The 24,795-nt window shown below is 65.4% G+C and carries 21 protein-coding genes; 9 read left to right on the top strand and 12 right to left on the bottom strand.

The genetic code is table 11. From position 1 onward, the window contains the following. Positions 1 to 29: 29 nt before the first annotated feature. The 3 genes from serC to DOM66_RS11955 form a co-directional block, all read right to left on the bottom strand. Positions 30 to 1,112: a 3-phosphoserine/phosphohydroxythreonine transaminase gene (serC, locus tag DOM66_RS11965; protein WP_110690248.1), complete on the bottom strand. Its 1,083-nt coding sequence runs from the start codon at positions 1,110 to 1,112 to the stop codon at positions 30 to 32. Positions 1,113 to 1,322: 210 nt separating this feature from the next. Beyond that, on the bottom strand, positions 1,323 to 4,034 hold the full coding sequence (gene gyrA / locus DOM66_RS11960) for a DNA gyrase subunit A (protein ID WP_110690246.1): 2,712 nt from the start codon (positions 4,032 to 4,034) through the stop codon (positions 1,323 to 1,325). 169 nt (positions 4,035 to 4,203) lie between these two features. After that, a complete protein-coding gene (locus DOM66_RS11955) occupies positions 4,204 to 4,635 on the bottom strand; it encodes an acyl-CoA thioesterase (protein WP_110676232.1) in 432 nt (143 codons plus the stop codon). 161 nt (positions 4,636 to 4,796) lie between these two features. Between DOM66_RS11955 and DOM66_RS11950 the strand changes: the two genes are divergently transcribed. Both DOM66_RS11950 and DOM66_RS11945 read left to right on the top strand, forming a co-directional pair. Then, positions 4,797 to 5,723, top strand: a complete 927-nt coding sequence (locus tag DOM66_RS11950) for a recombination-associated protein RdgC (RefSeq protein WP_110676234.1) — start codon at positions 4,797 to 4,799, stop codon at positions 5,721 to 5,723. After that, a complete protein-coding gene (locus DOM66_RS11945; protein ID WP_110676236.1) occupies positions 5,720 to 6,922 on the top strand; it encodes a 1-acyl-sn-glycerol-3-phosphate acyltransferase in 1,203 nt (400 codons plus the stop codon). The genes DOM66_RS11950 and DOM66_RS11945 overlap by 4 nt, the downstream gene beginning before the upstream one ends. A 175-nt stretch (positions 6,923 to 7,097) precedes the next feature. On the opposite strand, the gene DOM66_RS11940 is transcribed toward DOM66_RS11945, so the two are convergent. Next, complete coding sequence (locus tag DOM66_RS11940; protein WP_280951263.1) at positions 7,098 to 8,549, bottom strand: TrkH family potassium uptake protein; 1,452 nt, start codon at positions 8,547 to 8,549, stop codon at positions 7,098 to 7,100. A gap of 251 nt (positions 8,550 to 8,800) precedes the next feature. On the opposite strand from DOM66_RS11940, the gene DOM66_RS11935 reads away from it, so the two are divergent. Then, positions 8,801 to 9,085 (top strand): hypothetical protein, encoded by a 285-nt coding sequence (locus DOM66_RS11935; protein ID WP_110676238.1) that lies wholly within the window; start codon positions 8,801 to 8,803, stop codon positions 9,083 to 9,085. A 76-nt stretch (positions 9,086 to 9,161) separates the two neighbouring features. Here DOM66_RS11935 and DOM66_RS11930 read toward each other — a convergent pair whose 3' ends face one another. Then, positions 9,162 to 9,650, bottom strand: a complete 489-nt coding sequence (locus tag DOM66_RS11930; protein WP_110690244.1) for a pilin — start codon at positions 9,648 to 9,650, stop codon at positions 9,162 to 9,164. A gap of 238 nt (positions 9,651 to 9,888) precedes the next feature. On the opposite strand from DOM66_RS11930, the gene pilB reads away from it, so the two are divergent. The 5 genes from pilB to yacG all read left to right on the top strand — a co-directional run bounded on the left by pilB (position 9,889) and on the right by yacG (position 14,752). After that, on the top strand, positions 9,889 to 11,616 hold the full coding sequence (gene pilB / locus DOM66_RS11925; RefSeq protein ID WP_245392420.1) for a type IV-A pilus assembly ATPase PilB: 1,728 nt from the start codon (positions 9,889 to 9,891) through the stop codon (positions 11,614 to 11,616). Between the two features lie 68 nt (positions 11,617 to 11,684). Further along, positions 11,685 to 12,911, top strand: coding sequence for a type II secretion system F family protein (locus DOM66_RS11920; RefSeq protein ID WP_110690241.1), 1,227 nt, complete (start codon positions 11,685 to 11,687; stop codon positions 12,909 to 12,911). A gap of 85 nt (positions 12,912 to 12,996) precedes the next feature. Further along, entirely contained in the window at positions 12,997 to 13,857 is an 861-nt protein-coding gene (locus DOM66_RS11915) for a prepilin peptidase (RefSeq protein ID WP_232825240.1), read from the top strand. Continuing rightward, the gene (coaE, locus tag DOM66_RS11910) at positions 13,854 to 14,513 is read left to right on the top strand and encodes a dephospho-CoA kinase (RefSeq protein WP_110690239.1); all 660 of its coding nucleotides are present in this window, start codon (positions 13,854 to 13,856) and stop codon (positions 14,511 to 14,513) included. The genes DOM66_RS11915 and coaE overlap by 4 nt, the downstream gene beginning before the upstream one ends. Further along, entirely contained in the window at positions 14,510 to 14,752 is a 243-nt protein-coding gene (gene yacG / locus DOM66_RS11905) for a DNA gyrase inhibitor YacG (RefSeq protein WP_106420474.1), read from the top strand. The genes coaE and yacG overlap by 4 nt, the downstream gene beginning before the upstream one ends. 114 nt (positions 14,753 to 14,866) lie before the next feature. Here the strand turns inward: yacG and DOM66_RS11900 are convergent, their stop codons facing one another. The 4 genes from DOM66_RS11900 to DOM66_RS19750 all read right to left on the bottom strand — a co-directional run bounded on the left by DOM66_RS11900 (position 14,867) and on the right by DOM66_RS19750 (position 20,319). Beyond that, the gene (locus DOM66_RS11900) at positions 14,867 to 15,820 is read right to left on the bottom strand and encodes a Nudix family hydrolase (protein WP_110690236.1); all 954 of its coding nucleotides are present in this window, start codon (positions 15,818 to 15,820) and stop codon (positions 14,867 to 14,869) included. An 81-nt stretch (positions 15,821 to 15,901) separates the two neighbouring features. Next, positions 15,902 to 17,110 (bottom strand): bifunctional glutamate N-acetyltransferase/amino-acid acetyltransferase ArgJ, encoded by a 1,209-nt coding sequence (gene argJ / locus DOM66_RS11895; protein ID WP_110690234.1) that lies wholly within the window; start codon positions 17,108 to 17,110, stop codon positions 15,902 to 15,904. Between the two features lie 46 nt (positions 17,111 to 17,156). Further along, positions 17,157 to 19,898: a preprotein translocase subunit SecA gene (gene secA / locus DOM66_RS11890; RefSeq protein WP_110690232.1), complete on the bottom strand. Its 2,742-nt coding sequence runs from the start codon at positions 19,896 to 19,898 to the stop codon at positions 17,157 to 17,159. A 79-nt stretch (positions 19,899 to 19,977) separates the two neighbouring features. Next, a complete protein-coding gene (locus DOM66_RS19750; protein WP_188115178.1) occupies positions 19,978 to 20,319 on the bottom strand; it encodes a hypothetical protein in 342 nt (113 codons plus the stop codon). 62 nt (positions 20,320 to 20,381) lie between these two features. Between DOM66_RS19750 and DOM66_RS11880 the strand changes: the two genes are divergently transcribed. Further along, a complete protein-coding gene (locus tag DOM66_RS11880) occupies positions 20,382 to 20,870 on the top strand; it encodes a DUF721 domain-containing protein (RefSeq protein ID WP_110690230.1) in 489 nt (162 codons plus the stop codon). Between the two features lie 147 nt (positions 20,871 to 21,017). Here DOM66_RS11880 and lpxC read toward each other — a convergent pair whose 3' ends face one another. The 3 genes from lpxC to ftsA form a co-directional block, all read right to left on the bottom strand. Beyond that, positions 21,018 to 21,929, bottom strand: coding sequence for a UDP-3-O-acyl-N-acetylglucosamine deacetylase (gene lpxC, locus DOM66_RS11875; protein WP_110676364.1), 912 nt, complete (start codon positions 21,927 to 21,929; stop codon positions 21,018 to 21,020). Between the two features lie 116 nt (positions 21,930 to 22,045). Then, a complete protein-coding gene (gene ftsZ / locus DOM66_RS11870) occupies positions 22,046 to 23,221 on the bottom strand; it encodes a cell division protein FtsZ (protein WP_035473756.1) in 1,176 nt (391 codons plus the stop codon). A gap of 31 nt (positions 23,222 to 23,252) precedes the next feature. Beyond that, positions 23,253 to 24,524: a cell division protein FtsA gene (gene ftsA, locus DOM66_RS11865; RefSeq protein ID WP_110676255.1), complete on the bottom strand. Its 1,272-nt coding sequence runs from the start codon at positions 24,522 to 24,524 to the stop codon at positions 23,253 to 23,255. Positions 24,525 to 24,795 lie beyond the last annotated feature (271 nt).

Here is a 24,795-nt window from a genome sequence, read left to right as displayed (position 1 = left end):
GGCATGTCCTGGCTGCATGCGGCCGCCACTCAGCCGCGGCGACGTTCGAAATCGGCCATGAAGTTGATCAGCGCCTGCACGTCGGCCTCGCTGACGGCATTGTAGAGACTCGCGCGCATGCCGCCGACGCTGCGATGCCCCTTGAGGTTGAGCAACCCCTCGGCCTCGGCATCCGCGAGGAAGTCGCCGTTGAGCGCGGCATCGGCCAGCGTGAACGGCACGTTCATCAGCGAACGGTTGGCCGGTGCGATCGGATTGGCATAGAAGTCGCTGGCGTCGATGGCGGCGTAGAGCGCCTCGCTCTTGCGCCGGTTGATCGCTTCCATCTCGGCGACGCCGCCGATATCGTTCTTGAGCCACTCGAACACCAGACCGGCGAGATACCAGGCGTAGGTCGGCGGCGTGTTGATCATCGAGTCGTTGTCGGCGTAGACCTTCCAGCCGAGCAGCGAGGGCGCCGAGGGCTGCGCCCGCTCGAGCAGATCCTCGCGCACGATGACCACGGTGATGCCGGCGGGGCCGATGTTCTTCTGCGCCCCGGCATAGATCACCCCATACCGACTCACGTCCAGCGGCGCGGAGAGGATCGACGACGACATGTCGCACACCAGCGGCACGTCGACCTCCGGCACGTAATCGTAGGCCAGGCCGCCGATGGTCTCGTTGTGGCAGTAGTGCAAGTAGGCCGCATCCGCGGAGAGCGCGATGTCGCCCTGGCGCGGCACCTGCACGTAACCGGACTCGCGGCTCGAGGCCGCGATATGTGAAGCGGCCAGGTGATCCGCCTCCTTGATCGCCTTGCTCGACCAGATGCCGGTATCGAGATAGTTGGGTGTCCCGCCCTGCCCCAGCAGATTGAGCGGCACGCAGGCGAACTGCAGGGTGGCACCGCCCTGCATGAACAGTACCCGGTAGTTGTCGGGAATCGAGAGCAGATCACGCAGATCACGCTCGGCCTTGGCCGCAATTGCCTCGAAGGTCGGACTGCGGTGACTCATCTCCATCACCGACAGGCCCTGCCCCTGGTAGTCGAGCATCTCGGCGCGGGCGCGCTCCAGCACCGCCGTCGGCATGGCCGCCGGACCGGCACAGAAATTGTGCAGACGTGTCATTCTCGGAATTCCCCGTGGGCTCTTTCACTCGACCCGGGCGCTTGCGTTCGTCCGGGCTTGTTCATCAAGACGAGTCTTGGTGGTGTGTCACCACCCCCTGTCATCCAACCGCATGTCGTCGCCCCAGGCCCGCACATCGGGCCAGGGGGCAGAACCTCGCGCCCGTCGGCAATGCGCCCCCGACCCAGACCGGGCGGGGGCGCAGCGGCCTCAGGCGTCGTCGTCCGCCGGCGCTGTGTCACCGCTCTCCGGCGGCGCTTCGTCCGCAGTAACCTCGGTCTCGTCCGGTACCTCCAGCTCGTCGAGCCCATCGTCCTGGGGCTCGTCGACCCGCACCGTCTTGACTAGGTGCTCCCCCTCGCTGGTGCGAATCAGGGTCACCCCCTGGGTGTTGCGCGAGGTGATCGACACCTCGCCGACACGGGTGCGCACCAGGGTACCGCGGTCGGTGATCAGCATCATCTCGTCGCTGTCACGAACCTGCATCGCCGCCACCAGGGCGCCGTTGCGCTCGGTGGTCTGCATCGCGATCACACCCTGGCCGCCGCGACCGCGGATCGGAAACTCTTCGAGCCGGGTCCGCTTGCCATAGCCGTGTTCGGAAGCGGTCAGAATATAGATCTGCTCGTCGCTGCCGTCGGCGCTGGCGGTGGCATCACCGTCAAGCTCGTTGTCGGCGTCGGCATCGATGGTCTGGCTCTGCGGGATGATCAGGCTGATCACCTCGGCCCCTGGGGCCAGACGCATGCCGCGGACACCGCGGGCGGTCCGCCCCATCGCGCGCACATGGCCCTCTTCGAAGCGGATCGCCTTGCCGTTGGACGACAGCAGCATGACATGGTCGCTGCCGGAGGTGATGGCGGCGCCGATCAGGCGATCGCCCTCCTCCAGATCCAGCGCGATCAAGCCAACGCTGCGCGGCCGCGAGAACTGGTCCAGCGAGGTGCGCTTGACCGTACCGCTGGCGGTGGCGAAGAAGATGTAGCTCTCCGGGTTGTAGTCACGCACCGGCAGAATGGCGCTGATCGACTCGCCGTCGTCCAGCGGCAGCAGATTGACCAGCGGCTTGCCCCGCGACCCACGGCTGGCGTTGGGCATCTCGTAGGTCTTGAGCCAGTAGACCTTGCCGCGGTTGGAGAACAGCAGCATGGTGTCGTGGGTCGAGGCCACCACCAGGTGCTCGATGACGTCCTCATCTTTCATGCTGGTGGCCGACTTGCCGCGCCCGCCACGCTTCTGCGCCTGATAGTCGGAGATCGGCTGAGTCTTGGCATAGCCGCCACGCGACAGCGTGACCACCATGTCCTCCTCGGCGATCAGATCCTCCATGGTGAGATCGAGACGGCTGGTCTGGATCTCGGTCAGGCGGGCGTTGCCGTACTGATCGCGAATACCTTCGAGCTCTTCGCGAATCACCTCCAGCAGCCGATCCGGTGACGCCAGGATATGGTTGAGTTCGGCGATACGCTCGAGAATGCTCAGGTATTCGTCGAGCAGCTTCTCGGTCTCGAGCCCGGTCAGACGATGCAGGCGCAGCTCCAGAATCGCCTGCGCCTGGGCCGGCGAGAGCCGGTAGAGCGCGCGATCGTCGGTGAGCCCGTAGCCCTCGTCGAGATCCTCGGGCTTGCACGAGGTGGCACCGGCACGCTCGAGCATGCCGGTCACCTGCCCCGGCTGCCAGTCGCGGGCGATCAGCTTCTCCTTCGCCTCGGCCGCATTGGGCGAAGCCTTGATCAGCTCGATCACCTCGTCGATGTTGGAGATGGCGACCGCCAGGCCCTCGAGGATATGGCCGCGCTCGCGCGCCTTCTTGAGTTCGAACAGGGTGCGCCGGGTAACCACCTCGCGGCGGTGGCGGATGAACGCCTCCAGCAGCTCCTTGAGATTGAGCGTCTTGGGCTGGCCGTCGTGGAGGGCGACGATATTGATGCCGAACACGGTCTCGAGCTGGGTATGGGCGAACAGGTTGTTGACCACCACGTCGCCGGACTCGCCGCGCTTGATCTCGATCACCACGCGCAGACCATCCTTGTCGGACTCGTCGCGCAGCTCGGCGATGCCCTCGACCCGCTTCTCCTTGACCAGCTCGGCGATCTTTTCGATCAGCCGCGCCTTGTTGACCTGATAAGGCAGCTCGGTGATGACGATCTGGTCGCGTCCGCTCTTCTTGTCGAACTCGACCGTGTGGCGGGCCCGCACGTAGATGCGCCCGCGCCCGGTGCGGTATGCCTCGAGGATCCCGGCGCGGCCGTTGATGATGCCGGCGGTGGGGAAATCGGGCCCGGGGATGTACTCCATCAGGTCGTCGACCGTCAGGGTGTAGTCCTGGATCAGTGCCAGACAGCCGCTGATCACCTCGACCATGTTGTGGGGCGGAATATTGGTCGCCATCCCCACCGCGATGCCCGAGGCGCCGTTGATCAGCAGGTTGGGCACCTTGGTCGGCAGCACCTCGGGAATCCGCTCGGTGCCGTCGTAGTTGTCGACCCAGTCGACCGTATCCTTTTCGAGATCCGCCAGCAGCTCATGGGAGAGCCGCGCCATGCGCACCTCGGTGTAACGCATGGCGGCGGCGTTATCGCCGTCGATGGAACCGAAGTTGCCCTGGCCATCGATCAGCACGTGGCGCATGGAGAAGTGCTGCGCCATGCGCACGATGGTGTCATAGACCGCGCTGTCGCCGTGGGGGTGATATTTACCGATCACATCGCCGACCACGCGCGCCGATTTCTTGTACGGCTTGTTCCAGTCGTTGCCAAGCTCGTGCATGGCGTAGAGCACGCGCCGGTGCACCGGCTTCAAGCCATCGCGGACGTCGGGCAGTGCGCGCCCGATGATGACGCTCATCGCGTAGTCCAGGTAGGACTGCTTGAGTTCATCCTCGATGTTGACTGGCAGAATTTCTCTGGCGATATCACCCATGGGTCGTCAAATCCTTTGCGCCGCTGCCACGGCCGAAGACGACCGTGGCAGCGTTAATGAAGCCCCGACAAGGCGACCGAGACCCTCGGCCGCACAATCTACCGATCATACCATTTCAGGGCTTCCAAAGGCAGGCATTGACGTCTTTTCCCCGGGTGGTGTAGAGGGCTCAGCGCGCTTCTGCCTCGGCGACCAGCAGCGGTTCGAGACGCTCGCGCCACACCCCTTCGAGCGGCACCACCTCGCCGCTGCGCTGATCGAGCAGCACGAAGGTCAGCAGCGCACTCACCACCAGTTCGCCACTGTCACGATGCACGATACGGTGGGCTACTCGGGCGCTGCGCCCGCCGATATGCGAGAGACAGGTCTCGATGTCGAGATCGTCATTGATGACCGCGGCACGGCGGTAATCGATATTGAGATTGACCGCGACCAGCGCCACGCCCTCGGCCATGCCGGCAGCGAAAGCGGGATGCTGGTCGGCGAAGGCCCAGCGCCCCTCCTCCAGGAACTCGAGATAGCGGGCGTGATTGACGTGGCCATAGCCGTCCAGATGAAAGCCACGGACGCGAACCTGGGTATGGGTGATGCGTGAATCCATGCGAATCTCCGGGTCATTGGCGACGCCGATCACGCGCCGCCCCTGACTTCGAAACATACGCTCGTTTGAAACAAGGCTGCAAATACCAATGGTCTACCTCGGTGGCAACAGCTGGGTCCTTTCGACATAATGTGCCTCCTTTCAAACGGAAACACGGGCGTATGTGGTTCAAGCACTGTCATCTTTACCGCTGCCATGACGTCGAGATTCTCGCCCTGGAGGATCTGGAAAGCGCCTTGGCAGAATTCGCGTTTCGACCCGTCTCGCCGCGAGAGGCACGCCGGGTCGGCTGGAGCGCCCCGGCCGGCCGTGGCAGCGACCAGCGCGTGCACGAGATTCAGGGTCATCGACTACTGGCGATGCTGCGCCAGGAGCGCCTGCTGCCCGCGTCTGTGGTCAACGAAGAGGTCGCGGAGCGCGCCGAGGCGCGCGAGCAGGCCGAGGGCCAGCCACTGCCGCGGCGCGAGCGCCAGCTGCTCAAGGAGCAGGTGATGGAGGAGCTGCTGCCGCAGGCCTTCACCCGCACCCAGCGCGTCGAACTGTGGTGGGACACCCGGCGCCGGCTGATCGGCATCAACGCCTCCAGCCGCAAGCGTGCGGAGGAGGTGCTGGATCTGCTGCGCCAGACCCTGGGCTCGCTCAAGGTCACGCCGCTCGCGACCCGCACCCCGCCGTCGCGCGGCATGACCCAGTGGCTGAGCGATGCCGGCAGCCGCCCGGCGAGCCTGCTGCTCGGCGATCAGGTCGAGCTGCGCGCCGCCGAGGACGACGGCGTGCTGCGCGCACGTCAGGTCGATCTCGACAGCGAGGAGATCCAGTCACTGCTCGAGGGCGGCCGGCAGGCCAGCAAGCTGAGCATCGGCAGCGAGGGCCAGCTGCGTACCGTGCTGCACGACGACCTGGCACTGAAGTCGCTGCAGTTCGACGACGCCCTGCTCGACGAAGCCAGCCAGACCGAAGACGGCGACGATCCCGCGGTGGCGCTGGAGACCGACTTCGCGCTCATGTCGCAGGCACTCGCGACCTTCATCGAACAACTGATCGACTGGCTCGGCGGTGAAGCCGAGATGTCGGCCCCGACGCCATGACGCAAAGCTCCGCCACGCCGCCCAACAGCGCCGAGGCTGCGATCGATCTCGATCGTTTCGCCGATATCCGCCCCTATCACGACGACGAGGTGGCCGGCGTGCTGGCGCGCCTGGCCCAGGACAGCGAGCTGCTCGACGCCATCACTCGCTATCGCCTGCCGCGGCTGGCGCGCTTCGCTCCGCCGTTGGCGCGCCTGCTCGCCAGCTTCCGCCTGCGCCGCGAAGTGCGCGGAGTCGCCACCATCCGCGACTTCCAGCTGCGCATCGCCGACTACATGGCCCACATGATTGCGCGCACCACGCGGGGCTTCAGCGTCGAAGGGCTCGATCGGCTGTCGCCGGACAAGGCGTACCTGTTCATCGGCAACCATCGCGATATCGCCCTCGACCCCGCGTTCGTCAACTATGCGCTCTATGTCGGCGGCCACGACACCGTGCGCATCGCGATCGGCGACAACCTTTTGCAGAAGCCTTTCGTCACCGATCTGATGCGGCTCAACAAGAGCTTCATCGTGCCGCGCTCGGTCAAGGGCAAGCGCGCCATGCTGGCGGCCTATCAGTCACTCTCGGGCTATATCCGCCACTCGATCAGCGACGACAACCATTCGGTCTGGCTGGCCCAGCGCGAGGGCCGCGCCAAGGACGGCATCGATCGCACCGACAGCGCCATCGTCAAGATGCTGTGCATGGCGCGGCGCCTGGAAGAGAACGATCCCGACATCGGCCACGCGGTTCGCGAGCTGCAGATCGTGCCGGTGTCGATCAGCTACGAGTACGACCCCTGCGATCTGCTCAAGGCGCGCGAGCTGCACGCCAAGGAGACCGACGGCCGCTACCAGAAGGTCGAGTTCGAGGACATACGCTCGATCGTCTCCGGCATCATCGGCGACAAGGGGCGGGTCAAGCTGGCCTTCGGCACCCCGCTGTCGGCCGAATTCGACGCCGCCGACGCGGTGGCGGCGGAGATCGATCGCCAGGTGCTGTCGAACTATCCGCTGTTCCCGAGCCATCAGCTGGCCCTGGCCGAGACCGGGCTAGCCCCCGATCTGGTCGACCTCTCTGCGGTCACCGCGGAAGATCGCGAACGCTTCCAGACGCGGCTGGCGCAGGTACCGGCCGAGCTGCGCCCGTGGTGGTTGAAGCAGTACGCCAACCCGATCCTCAACCGTGCCGGGCGCCTGGACAGCGATACGCCCTGAGGCTATCTCGACAAGCGATAGACCGTCGAGATCCCCCCCTCGAGAGACACGGCTTCGATCAGCGGCCGCGCGGGGCTTCGCCGCACAAGGCGTGCCCCCGCTCTCCTCCCCACTTCCCCCGTATACCGCGCCATCGAGCGGCCAGACGTCGCCACGGGCGACGCCATACGCGAACCTACTTGCGCCAGAAGAACGGCATCAGCAGCACCAGCACGGTGAGGATCTCCAGGCGGCCCATCAGCATGCCCACGCAGAGAATCCATTTGGCCGCCTCGGGCAGGCTGGCGAAGTTGCCCGCTGGGCCGATGATCGGCCCCAGGCCAGGACCGACGTTGGCCAGCGCGGTGGCCGCACCGGTGGTTGCAGTGACCATGTCCAGCCCGAGGGCAGCCAACGCCAGCGAGAGCACCGCGAAGATCAGAAAGAAGAAGAACGAGAAAGCGATGACCGCCCGCACCACTTCGTCATTGAGCGGACGGCCATTGTAACGCTGGGCGAATACCCCACTGGGGTGTACCAGATAACGCAGCTGATTGAGCAGCATCAGCCCGCCGATCTGGAAGCGGAATATCTTCATCCCGCCGCTGGTCGAGCCACTGCAACCGCCGACAAAGGTGATAAAGAAGAAGGTGGTCACCGCCAGCGGCCCCCACAGGCTGTAGTCCTGGCTGGCATAGCCGGTGGTGGTCACCACCGAGATCACGTTGAAGGCGACCGCAGTCAGGGCGCTGAACGGCGCATCATGGAAGGCCACCACCCTGTAGAGGGTCAGGGTACCGATCACCACCACCAGCAGCATGAGCAGGCCACGTACCTGCTGGTCCTGCCACAGCGCGCCGCGGGAATCTCGGATCAGGCGGATATAGAGCACGAACGGCAGCGCCCCGGCGAGCATGAAGGCGCAGCCCAGCCACAGGATCAACGGGCGATTCTCGTAGATGCCGAAGGAGGCGTCGTAGTTGGCGAAGCCGCCAGTGGAGACCGAACTCATGGCGTGCACGATCGCATCCAGGGTCTGCATGCCCGCCAGCCGATAGCTCAGTATCGCCACCAGCGTCAGCCCCAGGTAGATCACGGCGGAAGCCTTGGCGATCCCTCCGGCCCGCGGCAGCACCTTGTCCGACCAATCCGAAGACTCGGTCTGGAACAGCCGCATGCCGCCGACCTTGAGAAACGGCAGGATCGCGATCGCCATCACGATGATCCCGATTCCCCCCAGCCACTGCATCAGACCGCGCCACAGCTTGAGGCCATCGGAGAGGTGCTCGATACCCGAGAGCACGGTCGAGCCGGTGGTGGTGATCGCCGAGATCGACTCGAACACCGCATCGGTGAACGAGAGCTGCGGCGCCCCCAGCACCAGTGGCAGGCTGGCGAAGGCGCTGATCACCACCCAGCTCGAGGTGGTCAGGATGAACATGTGCTGGGTCTTGAGCTCTACCGGGGTGTGCCAGGTCCACGCCAGCAGCCCCGCCGACGTGGCCGCGACCAGCGCCATCGACTTGAGGAAGGCCCACAGGTCGGGATCGTTCTCCAGCTTCAACAGCACGATCGGCGGGAGCATGAACACGGCCAGCACGATCAACAACAGCGCCAGAACTTTGAGAATCGGCTTGGCGTCTTGCAACGTCTCTCTCCCCTTCGATGCGCACTTCACTTCGCCGCCACGCCACACCAGCGGCTGTCGACGCGCCAAACGACTGGCGATGATAGGCCAATCGGCCACGCTGCGACACTGCCACTTGCCGTCGAGGGTACACGCCGGGCGCCGCGCGCGAGCCGGGACGCCAGTGACGACACCCGACCCAGGCGAGTACGGCGGCGCCGGCGGCTGTGCTATCGTGGCGCCATCTTCCCGACTCGAGCAAGGAGAGTGCCATGAGTTCCGCTTCGGAAATGCAGAAGGTTCGCGTCATTCACGAGCTGCGCGCCTTCATCAAGAAACTGCTGCAGGAGCCGGGCATTCTGGAGAGTTCTCTGGAGATCGCCAAGCGCCACTCGGATGGCAGCAACGACCCACAGGCGTGGGCGCGTATCGCCAACGAGATCTCCGATACCACCAGCGTGCACATCCCGGAGGACCCCAAGGAGCACTCCGACGCCGACCGGCTGTTCCTGGAAGTGCTGCGCGAGGTGGTAGGCGAGGAAAAAGCGCTCTACTGAGCGGCGGTCCAGCGTCGTGGGGCGCTGGACAAGAAAAAGGCCGGCAATGGCCGGCCTGGTGTCAACTATCGCGTCACTAGCTCTTCTTGCCTGGGCACGCAGCCGTGGCGTAGTCATTGTCGCCCGAGAAAGCACAGGTCCATTGGCCATTCTCTGAGCTCTTGCGAGTCAGCGTCACGGTCGTTCCCTTGATGGCACCGGTGACATCGCCATTGAGTGTCGCAGTGATGGTGCCATCAGTCTTCGATGCCGGAATATCGACAGCCGGGTTGGCGACATCTGTACCGTCTTCGTTTTTCACTTTGTCCAGCAGGTTCGACTGCGTCCAGCCGAGCTCACCGGCATCGGTCGTTGACTCACCACGTGCATAGCGCTCTTCCGCGGCCGTCTTCAGCGCAGAGACTTCGGAGACCACTCGGCTGACCTGAGTCCGCGCCACATAATTCTGATACTGCGGGATGGCGATCGCGGCGAGGATGCCGATGATCGCGACCACGATCATCAGCTCGATCAGAGTGAAACCGCCCTGGCGGTGTAGATCTCGACGCTTGTATTGCCCTTGCATGGGAATCCCCTTGTTTATCGATGGTGTGCCGATCGGCGTCGCCGCCGTGCCGCGCGAATCGAGTCGCGCCGTGCCTCAGCGTGCGTGTCAAAACGATACGCTACGTTACATTTAGTGACACTCGCAACGCTTATCGGCAACGTCTCAGGATTCTTAAAGAAAAAGTTGGCGGTGCCGATAGCGCGGGTATGACCTCCGCCAGCGCGGCGGCCACTTCATTCGCAAGAGGCGCCTCGACGTGCCGACCACCACCTCCCCCGGCATCCAAAGCGGCCTCGCCCGCCGTCTGATCGATCGCGGCCTGATCGAGGCCGCCGCGTGCGAGCGCGCGCAGCACTCGGCCAGAGAAGCAGAGCAGACCCTGCTCGAGTTCCTGGTGCGCCAAGGGCGTATCGATCCGCGTCAGGCGGGCGAGGCCGCGGCACGCGAGTATGGCCTGCCGTTTCTCGACCTGCAGCACCTGGTCTGGGAGCGCCTGCCGATCGCCGAGCCGATCGCCGAGAAGCTGATCAAGCGCTTCCAGGTGCTGCCGCTGGCGCGCGACGACCGCCGCCTCACGGTGGCGGTCGCCTTTCCCGCCACCCTGGCCAAGCTCGACGAGCTCCAGTTCACCACCGGGTTGGCGATCGATGGCGTCCTGGTGCCGTTCGACCAGCTCGAGCGCGCCCTCGCCCGGCGCCTCCAGCACCAGGACACCTCCGGCATGCTCGAGGCGCTCGATGAAGCCAGTGATGCGGTGACGCTGGATACCAGCGAGATCGATCTGGAGGAGGAAGCCGCAGCCCTGGACGCCGGCGGCGACAACGATGCGCCCATCGTGCGTTTCGTCAACCGGGTGCTGCGCGATGCGATCCAGCGCGGCGCGTCGGACGTTCACTTCGAACCCTACGAGTCGAGTTTTCGGGTGCGCTTTCGTGTCGATGGCATGTTGCTGGAGGTGACCCGCCCGCCACTCAATCTGCGCACCCGCATCGCGGCCAGGCTCAAGGTGATGGCGCGCCTGGATATCTCCGAGCGCCGCCTGCCCCAGGACGGTGCGATGAAACTGCGCCTCGAAGACCAGCGCGCCATCGACTTCCGTGTCAACAGCCTGCCCACGGTGTTCGGCGAGAAGATCGTGCTGCGTCTGCTCGACGCCCGCGCCACCGGCTGGGGCATCGACGCTCTCGGCTTCTCACCGCCCCAGCGCGAGCTCTTCGAGAGCGCCCTGGCGCGCCCCCAGGGGATGATCCTGGTGACCGGCCCGACCGGCAGCGGCAAGACGGTGACCCTCTACACCGGGCTCAACCATCTCAACACCGAGGAGCGCAACATCTCCACCGCCGAAGATCCGGTGGAACTCAAGATTCCGGGGATCAACCAGGTCAATGTGCAGTCGCGTATCGGGCTCGACTTCGCCAGCGCCCTGCGCGCCTTTCTACGTCAGGATCCGGACGTGGTGATGGTCGGCGAGATCCGTGACCTGGAGACCGCCGAGATCGCGGTCAAGGCGGCCCAGACCGGCCATCTGGTGCTCTCCACCCTGCACACCAACTCTGCCGCCGAGACGTTGACGCGGTTGCGCAACATGGGGCTGGCAAGCTTCAACATCGCCAGCTCGGTGTCGCTGATCATCGCTCAGCGCCTGGCGCGCCGACTCTGCCCCCACTGCCGGGTGCCAACCCAGGTGCCCGACGAGGTACTGCTCGGTGAGGGCGTCACCCGCGAGCGTCTGGCCAGCGCCACGCTCTACCGCCCGGGTGGCTGCGACCACTGCACACTGGGCTACAAGGGGCGCCAGGGCCTCTACGAGGTGGTCCCGATCGACGACGCCATGAGCCAGCTGATCATGCGCGAAGGCCACGCTCTGGAGCTGGCGCAGCTGGCACGCGAACGCGGCTATCCCGGTCTGCGCCAGAGCGGTATCGAGCTGGCGCTCAGCGGCGTGACCAGCCTGGAGGAGGTCAATCGCGTGACGATCGACTGAGCCGCGTCACGCCACCGGCCAAAACGCGAACCAACCCCCTTTCGACCCACCGCTTTCAGGAGTCCGACATGGCAACAACGGCGAAGCCTCCCAAGCGACTGGTGATGCACCGCTGGCAGTGGCGCGGCAAGAATCTGCGCGGCGACACGGTCAGTGGCGAGCTGATCGCCAGTGAGGTCAGCGAGGTGCGCCAGGAGCTGGCGCGCCAGAAGATCATCGTCAAGCGCATCACGCGCAAGACCAGCCCCTTCGGCATTGGCCGGGTCCGCCAACGCGATATCACCCTGTTCGCGCGCCAGCTGGCGACCATGATCCGAGCCGGCGTACCCCTGTTGCAGGCATGCAAGGTGGTGGCCGAAACCCTGCGCAATCCGGCGATGCGCAACCTGGTCGAGACCCTGGGCAACGACATCAGCGCCGGCGCCAGCTTCTCGCAGGCGCTATCGCGTCATCCACAGCGCTTCGATCGCATGTTCGTCAACATGGTCGCCGCCGGCGAACAGTCCGGCGCACTGGATCGCATGCTCGAACGCCTGGCTAGCTATCGCGAGAAGATCGATTCCCTGAAGGGGCGCATCAAGAAGGCGCTCTACTATCCGATCGCGGTGATCGCCGTGGGGATCGGCGTCACCGCCCTGCTGCTGATCAAGGTGGTGCCACAGTTCGAGAGCCTGTTCGCGGGCTTCGGCGCCGAGCTGCCGGCCTTCACGCGCTTCACCATCGACCTCTCCGAGCTGGCCCAGGCGCACTGGTGGCAGGCACTGCTGGCACTGGTGGTGGTGATCGTCGGCGTGCGTCGGGGGATCAAGCGCTCGCCGCGTTTCGCCTACCGAGTCGATCAGTTGCTGCTGCGCCTGCCGGTGATCGGCGGCATCCTCGACAAGGGCTCGATCGCGCGCTTCTCGCGCACTCTGGCAACGACCTTCAACGCCGGCGTCCCGCTGGTGGAGGCCCTCGAGACCGCCGCAGGCGCGACCGGCAATCGCGTTCACCAGCAGGCGATCGCCGACCTGCGCGAGGATGTCGGCAACGGCCAGCAGCTCGCCTTCGCCATGCGCCGTGCGCGGATCTTCCCGATCATGGCGGTACAGATGGTGAGCATCGGCGAAGAGGCGGGCGACCTCGACACCATGCTCGACAAGGTCGCTGACTTCTACGAAGAGGAGGTGGACAATCAGGTCGACGCACTCACTTCGCTGCTGGAGCCGCTGATCATCGTGGTGCTGGGGGTGCTGGTAGGCGGGCTGGTGGCGTCGATGTATCTGCCGATCTTCGAGATGGGCTCGGCGATCTAAACGAAATGTCGTGCCGGGGCGGCCCTGGACACGGCGATACGTTACCCTGAGCGCCTCCATCGATTGGCCGAAGCGGGAGTCTACCTTGCCCCAACTATCCCCCTGGCTGCTGTGGCCCCTGGCGTTCGTGCTGGGCGCCTGCCTGGGCAGCTTCATCAACGTGGTGATCGTACGGCTGCCGGTGATGCTGATGCGTCGCTGGCGCGCCGAGGCGCGCGCCGCGCTCGAGCTGGAAGCCGAGCCGTCACCGCGTTACGACCTGCTGCTGCCGCGCTCGCACTGCCCCGCCTGCGGCCAGTTCATCGCCTGGCACGACAACCTGCCGTTGATCGGCTGGCTCAAGCGCCGCGGCCGCTGTGCCGCCTGCGCGACCCCGATCAGCCCACAGTACCCACTGGTCGAGCTGCTGGCGGGGGGCGTGAGCCTGGCCGCGCTGGCGATCCATGGCGCCAGCATAGAGACACTGTGGCTGCTCGGCGCCTGCCTGGTGCTGCTGGCGCTGGCGGTGATCGACTGGCGTACCCAACTACTGCCCGATGCCCTCACCCTGCCCCTGCTGTGGGCCGGCCTGCTCTACCAGTGGGCCTACCACCCGCTGTGGCTGGGCAGCGCCGTGCTCGGTGCGGTGGCCGGCTATCTGGTGCTGTGGGCGGTCTACTGGCTGTTCAAGCTGACCACCGGCAAGGAGGGCATGGGCCATGGTGACTTCAAGCTGATGGCAGCGCTGGGCGCTTGGCTGGGCTGGCAGAATCTGCCGCTGCTGCTGCTGCTCTCCGCCGGCGCCGGCACGCTGATCGGTATCGCGCTGATCATCGCCCGCCGCCACGTGCGCGGGCAGCCGCTGCCGTTCGGACCGTTCATTGCCCTGGCCGGCTGGATCGCCCTGCTGGTGGGCGCGCCGCTGCAGGCCAGCTATCAGGCGCTGCTGCTGGGGGGGGCAGGATGAACGAGCCCACTGACCACAACACCCACACCACCCCGGTGATCGGTGTCACCGGCGGCATCGGCTCGGGCAAGAGCGCGGTCGCCGAAGCCTTTGCTGAGCGGGGTATCCCGGGCATCGATGCCGATGCCGTGGCCCGCGAGGTGGTCATGCCGGGCGAACCGGCGCTGGCCGCGATCGCCGAACGTTTCGGTGCCGGGGTCCTCGATGCCGACGGCAACCTGGACCGGCGCAGCCTGCGCGCGCGGATCTTCGCCGACCCCGCCGAGCGGCGTTGGCTCGAGAGCCAGACCCATCCGCGTATCCGCCAGCGCCTGCAGACACACCTGGCGCGCCTGTGCCGCAGTGACGCGCCTTACTGCCTGCTCATCTCGCCGCTGCTGATCGAGAGCGGCCAGCGCGAGATGGTCTCGCGGGTGCTGGTGATCGATGTCCCCGAGTCGCTGCAGATCGAGCGCACCCTGGCCCGCGACGGCGTTTCGCAGGAGCAGGTGGAGGCGATTCTCGCCGCGCAGAGTTCACGCCAGACGCGCCTTGCAGCCGCCGATGACGTCATCGACAATAGCGGCGACAGAGAGATGCTCATCGATCAGGTCGCCCGGCTGGACGCACGCTATCGCCAGTGGGCGGCATCACCGCAACGACACGGCTACCCATGACCTCCGGTAACGACTCCCGCCACGCAGGCGACGGCGGCGCACTCAAGGTGCGCTGCCCGCAGTGCCAGACGCCGATCGCCTGGACCACCGACAATCCCTACCGCCCCTTCTGCTCCCAGCGCTGCAAGCTGCTCGACCTGGGCGCCTGGGCCGACGGCAGCCACCGTATCCCGGGCGAGCCGCACATGGACGAGACCCAGCTCGATGAGCTGATCGATCGCCTCGAACGCGGCGAGTGAAGGCCCGGCGCAAGACACAGCGCCATCAAGACAACAGCCACATCAATACAAACGCCGCTCCCAAGGGAGCGGCGTTTGTGTGGGTCGCCAGCATCATGCGCAAAGATTGAGGCATCAGCGATCGTCGCGCCAGAAATCCCGGATCGAGGCGATGCCCTGGGCACCGACGCCACGCGCCTGGTTGGCGTGGTGCCGGGTCATGCCGCCAAGGGCGAAGACCGGCATCGCCGCGGTCTCGACCATCTGCTGGAAATCGTGCCAGCCGATGGTGATCGCGTCGGGATGCGAGGGCGTCGGTGCCAGCGGCGAGAGAGTGACGAAGTCGCAGTCGATGTGCCCGGCCTGAGCCAACTGCTCATCGCCATGGGTCGACGCCCCCAGCCATTTGTTGGCAGGGATCGGCCGCTGCTTGAGCGTCATCAGACGTGCGCTGGTCAGATGGATGCCGTCGGCGTCCACCCGCTCCAGCCACGCCGGATCGGCGTTGAGCAGCAGCTTGGCACCATAGCGCCGGCACAGCGCCAGGGTGCTCTCGGCCCGCGCCTGATAGGCGGCATCGTCGAGCGTCTTGGCCCGCAGCTGCACCAGGCGAATCGAGTCCTCGCGCAGTGCCCGCTCCAGGCGTTTCAGGAACACCGTCTCGTCGGGCTCTTCGGCGGTGATCAGATACTCCTGGGGCAGCGCCACCGCACGCAGGATCGGCAGATTGGCCGCGGGGAACGGATAGTTGGGCAGGTCATCGACGCCTACCCAGCGCACCGGCTGGCCCTCGCGGCCGTATGGCTCACCCTCATACTCGCGAACCTGCCAGACGTCGAGCAGGATGTGCTTGTCGGGATACTCGTGATGTACCCGGATCAGCGGCTGAGCACGCCGGATCTGGATACCCAGCTCTTCGCTCAGCTCGCGCTTGAGCGCCTCGAAGCCGGTTTCGTAGGGCGCCAGCTTGCCGCCGGGAAACTCCCACAGGCCGCCCTGATCCGCGGTCGCTGGACGCCGCGCGATCAGCACACGCCCGTCTTCGCGGATGACGGCTGCCGCCGCTACGTGAACCCGTCTCTTCATCATCTTGCTAAATCTCTCGCACCTTGGGGTGTTGCTTCGCTGAGTGTCACGTCTCGTGACGGCATGCCGCGCTGAGGCCTGCCTTCAACTGCGGTAGTCCGCGTTGATCGAGACGTAGTCGTGGGACAGATCCGAGGTCCAGACGGTGGCCCGGGCTTCGCCCCGGCCGAGCCGGATGCGGATGGTGATCTCCGCTTGTGCCATCACCCGGCTACCCGCCGCTTCGGTATAGCTCTCGGCGCGTCCACCGTGCTCGACCAGACGTACGTCGCCCAGATCGATGACGATACGCTCGACATCGAGGGCCTCGACCGGGGCGCGCCCGACCGCCGCCAGGATACGCCCCCAGTTGGCGTCGGAGGCGTAAAGTGCGGTCTTGACCAGCGGCGAGTGGGCCACGGTGAAGGCGACTTCACGTGCCTCCTCGACGCTGGCGGCCTCCTCGACCTCCAGCGTCACGAACTTGGTCGCGCCCTCGGCGTCACGGATGATCGCCTGGGCCAGTTCGGTGAGCACCTGGGTCAGGGCCGCACGGAAACGCCGTTCGTCCTCCGCCGAGACCACCTGCGGCCCGCGCCCGGTGGCGATCAGGGTACAGGCGTCGTTGGTCGAGGTGTCGGAATCGACGGTGATGGCATTGAACGAGACCGCCACCGAATCGCGCAGCCACTGGCTCAGCGTAGCGGCGGGAATCTCGGCGTCGCAGGCGACGAAGCCCAGCATGGTGGCCATGTTGGGCTTGATCATGCCCGACCCCTTGCTGATACCGTTGAGCGTCACCGTACCGCCACTGAGTTCGACCTGCGCCGTGGCGCCCTTGACCCGGGTATCCGTGGTCAGGATGCCCTCGGCAGCTTCGGCCCACTGCGCCCCGTCCAACTGGGTCAGTGCCTGCGGCAGGCCGGCGGCGATCTTCTCCACCGGCAGCGTCTCGCCGATGACGCCGGTGGAGAACGGCAACACCTGCTGCGGGTCGACCCCGGCGAGCGATGCCAGGGCGCTGCAGCAACGCTCGGCATCGGCGATGCCGCGACTGCCGGTACCGGCGTTGGCGTTGCCGGTGTTGATCAGCAGATAGCGCGGCGGCGTCTGCGTCAGGTGCGCCTTGGCGACGTGCACCGGCGCGGCGCAGAAGGCGTTGCGGGTGAAGGTGGCCGCGACGCTGGCCCCTTCGGGAATCTCGATCACCACCAGATCGCGGCGGTTGGGCTTCTTGATTCCCGCCATTGCGGCACCCAGCCGTACGCCGTCGATCGCCGGCATGTGCGGAAAGCTCGCCTCGCCTACTGCCATCTTGTCTCTCCTCGTGGGCGCCGCGCTGCGCGGCGCCGAGTCATGCTCAGTTCAGTTTGCCGTGGCACTGCTTGAACTTCTTGCCCGAGCCGCACGGGCAGGGGTCGTTGCGCCCCACCTTGGGCCCTTCGCGGCGCACCGGTGCGTTGTCGTCGGCGGCCTGAGCGGCGGGCTCCTCGGCACCTTCGGCGGTCTCACGCGCGGCGGCCACCGCCTCTTCGTGGAGAGACTGGCTGCCGGCCTGTTCGCGCTCCAGCGCTTCGCGGCGCTGGCGCTCGAGATCCTCGACCTCTTCCTGACGGCGTACCTGAACGTGGCTCAGGATACGCGTCACATCGTGCTTGATGTTGTAGAGCAGCGACTGGAACAGCTCGAAGGCTTCGCGCTTGTACTCCTGCTTGGGATTCTTCTGGGCGTAACCGCGCAGATGGATACCCCGACGCAGATGGTCCATCGACTGCAGATGCTCCTTCCAGCGGGTATCCAGCACCTGCAGCATCACCTGCTTCTCGAAGCGCTGCATCATCTCGCGCCCGATCGCCTCGACCTTGGCCGTGTACTGGCCACGATGCTGGTCCTGCAGCCGCTGGCGCAGCACCTCTTCGTTGAAGTTCTGATCCTGTTCGGCCCATTCGACGAGCGGCAGGTCGAGGTTGAACTCCTGCTTGAGCTGATCCTGCAGATTGGCCAGTTCCCACTGTTCCGGCAGGCTCTGCGGCGGCACATAGGTGGAGATGGTATGGTCGAGCACCTCATCGCGAATGCTGGCGATGTTGTCGGAGATCTCTTCGGCGGCCAGGATCTCGTCGCGCTGGTCGTAGATGACCCGGCGCTGATCGTTGGAGACGTCGTCGTACTCGAGCAGCTGCTTGCGGATATCGAAGTTGCGCCCCTCGACCTTCTTCTGCGCGCGCTCGACCGCATTCGATACCATCTTGTGCTCGATCGCCTCGCCGCGCTCCAGCCCCAGTGCGCCCATCAGACGCTGCACCCGCTCGGAGCCGAACAGGCGCATCAGGTTGTCCTCCAGCGAGAGGAAGAAGCGGGTCGAACCCGGGTCGCCCTGACGCCCGGCACGGCCGCGCAGCTGGTTGTCGATACGCCGTGACTCGTGGCGCTCCGAACCCACCACGTGCAGGCCGCCGGCGGCGAGCACGGCGTCATGGCGCTGTTGCCACTCGGCCTTGATCGCCTCGATCTGCTCGTCGCTGGGGGACTCCAGCTTGGCCACATCGGCCTCCCAGCTGCCGCCGAGCATGATGTCGGTACCGCGGCCGGCCATGTTGGTGGCGATGGTCACCGCGCCGGGCCGACCGGCCTGGGCGATGATCTCGGCCTCGCTGTCATGCTGCTTGGCGTTGAGCACGTTGTGCGGAATCTTCTGCGCCTGCATCAGCCGCGACAGATACTCCGAGGTCTCGATGGAGGCAGTACCCACCAGCACCGGGCGCTCGGCCTCGCGCTGGGTCTTGACGTCCTCGATGATCGCTTCGAACTTCTCCTCGGCGCTCATGAACACCAGGTCGTTGAGATCCTGGCGTGCCAGCGGGCGGTTGGTGGGAATCACCAGCACGTCGAGGCCGTAGATATGGTTGAACTCGAACGCCTCGGTGTCGGCGGTACCGGTCATGCCGGCCAGCTTGTCGTAGAGACGGAAGTAGTTCTGGAAGGTGGTCGAGGCGAGCGTCTGGCTCTCGCGCTGGATGGGCACGCCCTCCTTGGCCTCGACCGCCTGGTGCAGGCCTTCGGACCAGCGCCGGCCCTGCATGGTACGCCCGGTATGCTCGTCGACGATGACGATCTGGTTCTCGGCGATGATGTAGTCGACGTCGCGATGGTAGAGGCAGCGCGCCCGCAGCGCCGAGTGGATGTGCTGCAGAAGCCCCAGGTTCTGCACCGCGTAGAGGGAGTCCTCCTCCTTGAGCAGGCCGGCCTCGCGCATCAGCCCCTCGACCTTCTGGTGCCCCTCTTCGGTCAGTTCCACCTGCTTCTGCTTCTCGTCGATCAGGAAGTCGCCGCTGCTCGGGTCCTCCTCGTCGCTGCACTGCTCGAGCCGCTGCGACAGCGTGCCGATGGTGCGGTAGAGCTCGACGTCCTCCTCCACCGGGCCGGAGATGATCAGCGGCGTACGCGCCTCGTCGATCAGGATCGAGTCGACCTCATCGATGATGGCGTAGTGGAGCGGGCGCTGGACCTTGTCTTCGAGCGAGAAGGCCATGTTATCGCGCAGATAGTCGAAGCCGTACTCGTTGTTGGTACCGTAGGTGATATCGCAGGCGTAGGCCTTGCGTTTCTCTTCGTTGGGCTGCCCGGAGGCGATCACGCCAACGCTGAGACCGAGGAATTCGTAGAGCGGACGCATCCAGTTGGCGTCACGGCTGGCCAGGTAGTCGTTGACCGTGACCACATGCACGCCCTTGCCCGGCAGCGCGTTGAAGTAGACCGCCAGGGTGCCCACGAGGGTCTTGCCCTCACCGGTCTTCATCTCGGCGATACGCCCGTCGTGCAGCGCCATGCCGCCGACCATCTGGACGTCGAAGTGACGCATGCCGAGCACCCGCTTGCTCGCCTCGCGCACCACGGCAAAGGCTTCCGGCAGCAGGGCGTCGTGCTTTTCGCCAGCTTCCAGACGGCTGCGGAATTCAGCCGTCTTGGCGGCGAGCGCGGCATCGTCGAGCGCGGCGATGGTCTCTTCCAGCGCATTGATCGCCGTGACCTGCTTGCGCATCCGCTTGACGTCGCGCTCGTTCTTCGAGCCGACCAGTTTCTTGACCAATACGTTCAACATGATGGAGTTCCTGCGTCATTCATGGGCGCCTCCGCGGCCGTCGAGACGGCGGTAGCGGCGCTGCGACAAGCGATGAAAGTCAGGCAGGAAGTGGCGGGCCGCGGCGGGAGAAGGCGTCGTGCGCCAGGCGCCGTACTGCGACCAGGGCCGGCAGCACGCCGACCAGCGTCGGGAGCGCCAGTCGCGGCGGCTGGGGGTGCGTGGTCGGCGCACGGGCGACACGGCGAGACTCGGCGCGGATCTCCTCCGGCGCCATCAGGTAGACCTGGGCCAGTCGCTCGGCCAGGCGCAGCGCCTCGGCCTGCACCAATCCGGCTGGCAGCAGGCATCCCACCAGCACGCTGGCCAGCCACCAGTGCGCCCGCTGGCGGGGTCGCCAGCGGGCGCCCGTATGGCCGGAATGCGAATGGGCCGATGTCATGCTGTCGACGAACTCCGCGTCGTGATAGGTTTGGGGGAACTTTTCCCACTGCGTGCAAGCCGATGAGTATAAAGGCTAAGCGTTTTCGAGCCCAGTCCGTTTCCCATCTGCTCGGCCAGCCCAGCGGCCTCGGCGACGTGGTGCGCATGGCCACGCTGATCGACCGCGCCCAACGCCATCTGCGTCGCCAGTTGCCGCCGGACGTTGCCGAGCACGTGTTCGTCGGCGGCTACCGCGACGGCGTGCTCACGCTGATCACCGATCGCGCAGCCTGGCTCACCTGGCTGCGCTACGAGCAGCCGCACCTGCTCAAGCTGCTGCATCAGTTGCCAGGCTTCGAAGCGGTGATGAAGCTGTCGCTCAAGGTGCGTCCGGTGCGTCCGGTCAAGGTCCCGCCGCGCCAGATCCGCCACCTGACCCCGGCCGGCGCCAATGCGCTGAACCAGTGCGCGGCGGGCATGGAGGAGTCGCCACTGCGGCGCGCCCTCACCCGCCTCGCCTCCCACGCCGCGCCCGCGGAGTCCGAAGACGGCAACGACAGCTCGCACTAGGCCAGCAGAGACCGCCCTCTCGAACAGCACGTACCCTCGACCACCCGGCAGCATCCCCGAAAACGAAGACGCCGACCCAATGGGTCGGCGTTCTCGTGGATCGTGGCCGCGCTGTCGTCTGCGGCGACGATCGAAACACGCTTGTCGTCAGGCCATCGCCGGAGCCGCGTAGGAGATCGGCGCCGACTCGGCGGCCTCCTCGAAGGTCACGACCTCGAAAGCTTCGGGATGTGCCAGCAGCTCACGACAGAGCTGATTGTTGAGGCCATGGCCGGACTTGTAGCCGCGGAACTCACCGATCAGGCTGTAGCCCAACTGATAGAGGTCACCGATGGCGTCGAGCATCTTGTGCTTGACGAACTCGTCTTCGTAGCGAAGGCCGTCCTGGTTCACGATGCGATAGTCGTCGACCACGATGGCGTTATCGAGGCTGCCGCCGAGGGCCAGATTCTGCGAACGCAGGAATTCGAGATCACGCATGAAGCCGAAGGTACGCGCCCGCGACACTTCCTTGACGAAGGACGTCGTGGAGAAGTCGACGCTGGCGGTCTGCTTCTGCTGATCGAACACCGGATGATCGAAATCGATCGCGAAGCTCACCTTGAAGCCGTTGTGCGGCAGGAAGGTGGCCTGCTTGCCGTTGTCGCTGACCGTCACCTCGCGCTTGATGCGGATGAACTTCTTGGGCGCGGCCTGCTCGGCGATACCGGCGGACTGGATCAGGAACACGAACGGACCCGCGCTGCCATCCATGATCGGCACTTCGGCAGCGCTCAGCTCGACATAGGCATTATCGATGCCCAGGCCGGCGAATGCCGACATCAGATGCTCGACCGTAGCCACCTTCACACCATCCCGTGACAGCGCAGTGCACAGGTTGGTGTCGGTCACGCTCTGGGCGTCGGCGGGAATCTGCACGACAGGGTCGAGATCGGTGCGTACGAACACGATGCCCGTATTGGGCGCCGCGGGACGCAGCGTCAGATACACTTTCTCTCCGGAATGGAGGCCCACGCCCGTGGCGCGGATCGTGTTCTGCAACGTTCGTTGTTTGATCATCGGCATCGACCTGACAGTCAAATAGTTTGAAAACGGTGTTCACTGTAACACCGAACGACCGTTTCACCAAACATATCGACGTGACAGAATGATGAGCATCGTGTGACGCTCTGTTTTCAGTCCGCCTGGCGCCGCAGGAAGGCCGGAATGTCGAGATAGTCATCCATCTCGGCAGACTTGCGCTTCTCCTGGCTCTGCTGCTTCTTGGCTGCAGCCGCTTCCTGCTCGGCGCGGGCGGCCTGCTGGCGCATCACGGCCGGCTGCTGCAGCTTGCGGTAATCGGTCGGTTCGGGACGCGACGCCACACTCTCGCGCGGCAGCGCTTTCTCTTTCTGCGCATCCAGGCCAGCGGCCACGACTGTCACGCGCAGCTCGTCGGACATCTCCATGTCGATCGAGGTGCCCACGACGATGGTGGCGTCCTGGGAGGCGAACTCCTGCACCGTCGCACCGACGTCGTTGAACTCACCGATGGAGAGGTCCGGGCCGGCAGTGATGTTGACCAGAATGCCGCGGGCGCCATGCAGGTCGATATCTTCGAGCAGCGGGCTGCGAATCGCCTTCTCGGCCGCTTCGCGGGCACGGTTCTCGCCAGTCGCGGCGCCGGTGCCCATCATCGCCATACCCATCTCGGACATGACAGTGCGCACATCGGCGAAGTCGACGTTGATGATGCCGGGGCTGGTGATCAGCTCGGCGATCCCTTGGACCGCTCCCAGGAGCACGTCGTTGGCGGCGCTGAACGCGGTCAGCAGACTGGCATTCTTGCCCAGCACCGAGAGCAGTTTCTCGTTGGGGATGGTGATCAGCGAATCGACGTATTCGGAGAGCGCCTTCATGCCCTCTTCCGCCGCGCGCATGCGCTTGGGACCTTCGAACGGGAACGGACGCGTGACGACCGCCACGGTCAGGATACCCAGCTCCTTGGCCACCTGGGCCACCACGGGCGCACCGCCGGTCCCCGTGCCACCACCCATGCCGGCGGTAATGAAGACCATGTCGGCGCCCTGCAGCATTTCGGCAATGCGCTCGCGATCTTCCATCGCCGCCTGGCGCCCGACTTCCGGATTGGCACCGGCACCGAGGCCCTTGGTGATCTCGCCACCCAGCTGGAGTACGGTCTTGGCCGCCACGCGCTTGAGCGCCTGGGCATCGGTGTTGGCGCAGATGAACTCGACGCCCTCGATGTTGCTCTCGACCATGTGGTTGACGGCATTGCCGCCACCGCCGCCAACACCGATGACTTTGATGACTGCACTACTGGAAGGTGCGTTATCTACTAGTTCGAACATTGCCCCGTCTCCAAGACCGCATCGCGGCCTGTCAGAAATTTCCTTTAAACCAGCCTTTGATCCGCGCCAACGCGGAAACCTCATCCCTGGTTCCACGTCGAGGAAGGTGCTCTTCCCGTTGAGGCTGGGCTGATACTGCGCGAGCGTGCTTGGCGTCTTGCATGCCGTAGAGTAGCAAACCTACCCCGGTCGAATAAATCGGGTTGCGCACCACGTCGGCCAGACCGCGCACATTGTGCGGGGAAGCGATGCGCACCGGCATGTGGAATATCTCCTCTGCCAGCTCGACCACCCCCTCCATGCGCGAGGTGCCACCGGTCAGCACCACGCCGGCGGCGACCAGATCCTCGTAGCCGCTGCGCCTGAGCTCTTCGCGCACCAGCGTGAAGAGCTCCTCGTAGCGCGGCTCGACCACCTCGGCAAGCGCCTGTCGCGACAGGTCGCGGGAGGGGCGGTCGCCGACGCTCGGCACCTTGATCATCTCGTCGCTGCTGGCCAGCTGGGTCAGCGCGCAGGCGTACTTGACCTTGATGTCTTCGGCATACTGGGTCGGCGTGCGCAGGGCCATGGCGATATCATTGGTGACCTGATCGCCGGCGATCGGGATCACCGCGGTGTGGCGAATCGCCCCTTCGGTGAACACTGCGATATCGGTGGTACCACCACCGATATCGACCATGCACACACCCAGCTCGCGCTCGTCTTCGGTGAGCACGGCGTGACTGGAAGCGATCTGCTCCAGAATGATGTCGTCGACCTCGAGGCCGCAGCGGCGCACGCACTTCTCGATGTTCTGGACCGCATTGAGCGCCGCGGTCACCAGGTGCACCCGCGCTTCCAGGCGTACCCCGGACATCCCCAGCGGCTCGCGGATCCCTTCCTGGGTATCGATCGCGAACTCCTGCGGGATGACGTGCAGCACGCGCTGGCCTTCGGAAATGGCGCGGGCACGGGCAGAGTCGATCACCCGCTCGATGTCGCTGGGGCCGACCTCGCGCTCCTTGATGGCGACAACGCCATCGGAGTTCATCGAGCTGATGTGGCTGCCGGCGATGCCGACATAGACGGAATGGATGTCGCAGCCGGCCATCAGCTCGGCTTCCTCGACGGCACGCTGAATCGACTGCACGGTCGACTCGATGTTGATCACCACACCCTTCTTCATGCCACGCGAAGGATGCGAACCAATCCCGGCGATTTCTAGCCCACCATCATCCGTGGGTTGCCCCACGATGGCGACCACCTTGGATGTTCCGATATCCAGCCCGACCACCATATTGGAAGCGTTGGATTGTCCTGCCATAGGTCGGGATCGCTCCTCAAACACCGATAAAACCCGTTAAAAATGGGCCGATAAAGATTCAGGCTTATTATAGAAACAAGCGGGCCTTTTTCACCAGCCCATCGCTGAAACAAAAGCCACAGTAAGCCCTTTTTCTACAAAAGGGAAATGGCTACGCCAAGGGCCGCTTTTTTTGCCGCAAGTGTAGCGAGATGGCAACGCCGGCGAGGCTCTGCGCCGTGCCATTCCCACGATGCAAGGCCGAGATCGGCGGGCGTGACCCCGATCGCAA

Origin of the sequence: Salinicola endophyticus (assembly GCF_003206575.1) — a bacterium.
In the GTDB taxonomy this organism is placed as follows: Bacteria; Pseudomonadota; Gammaproteobacteria; order Pseudomonadales; family Halomonadaceae; genus Salinicola; species Salinicola endophyticus.
This window is presented reverse-complemented; position numbering and strand designations above follow the sequence as displayed.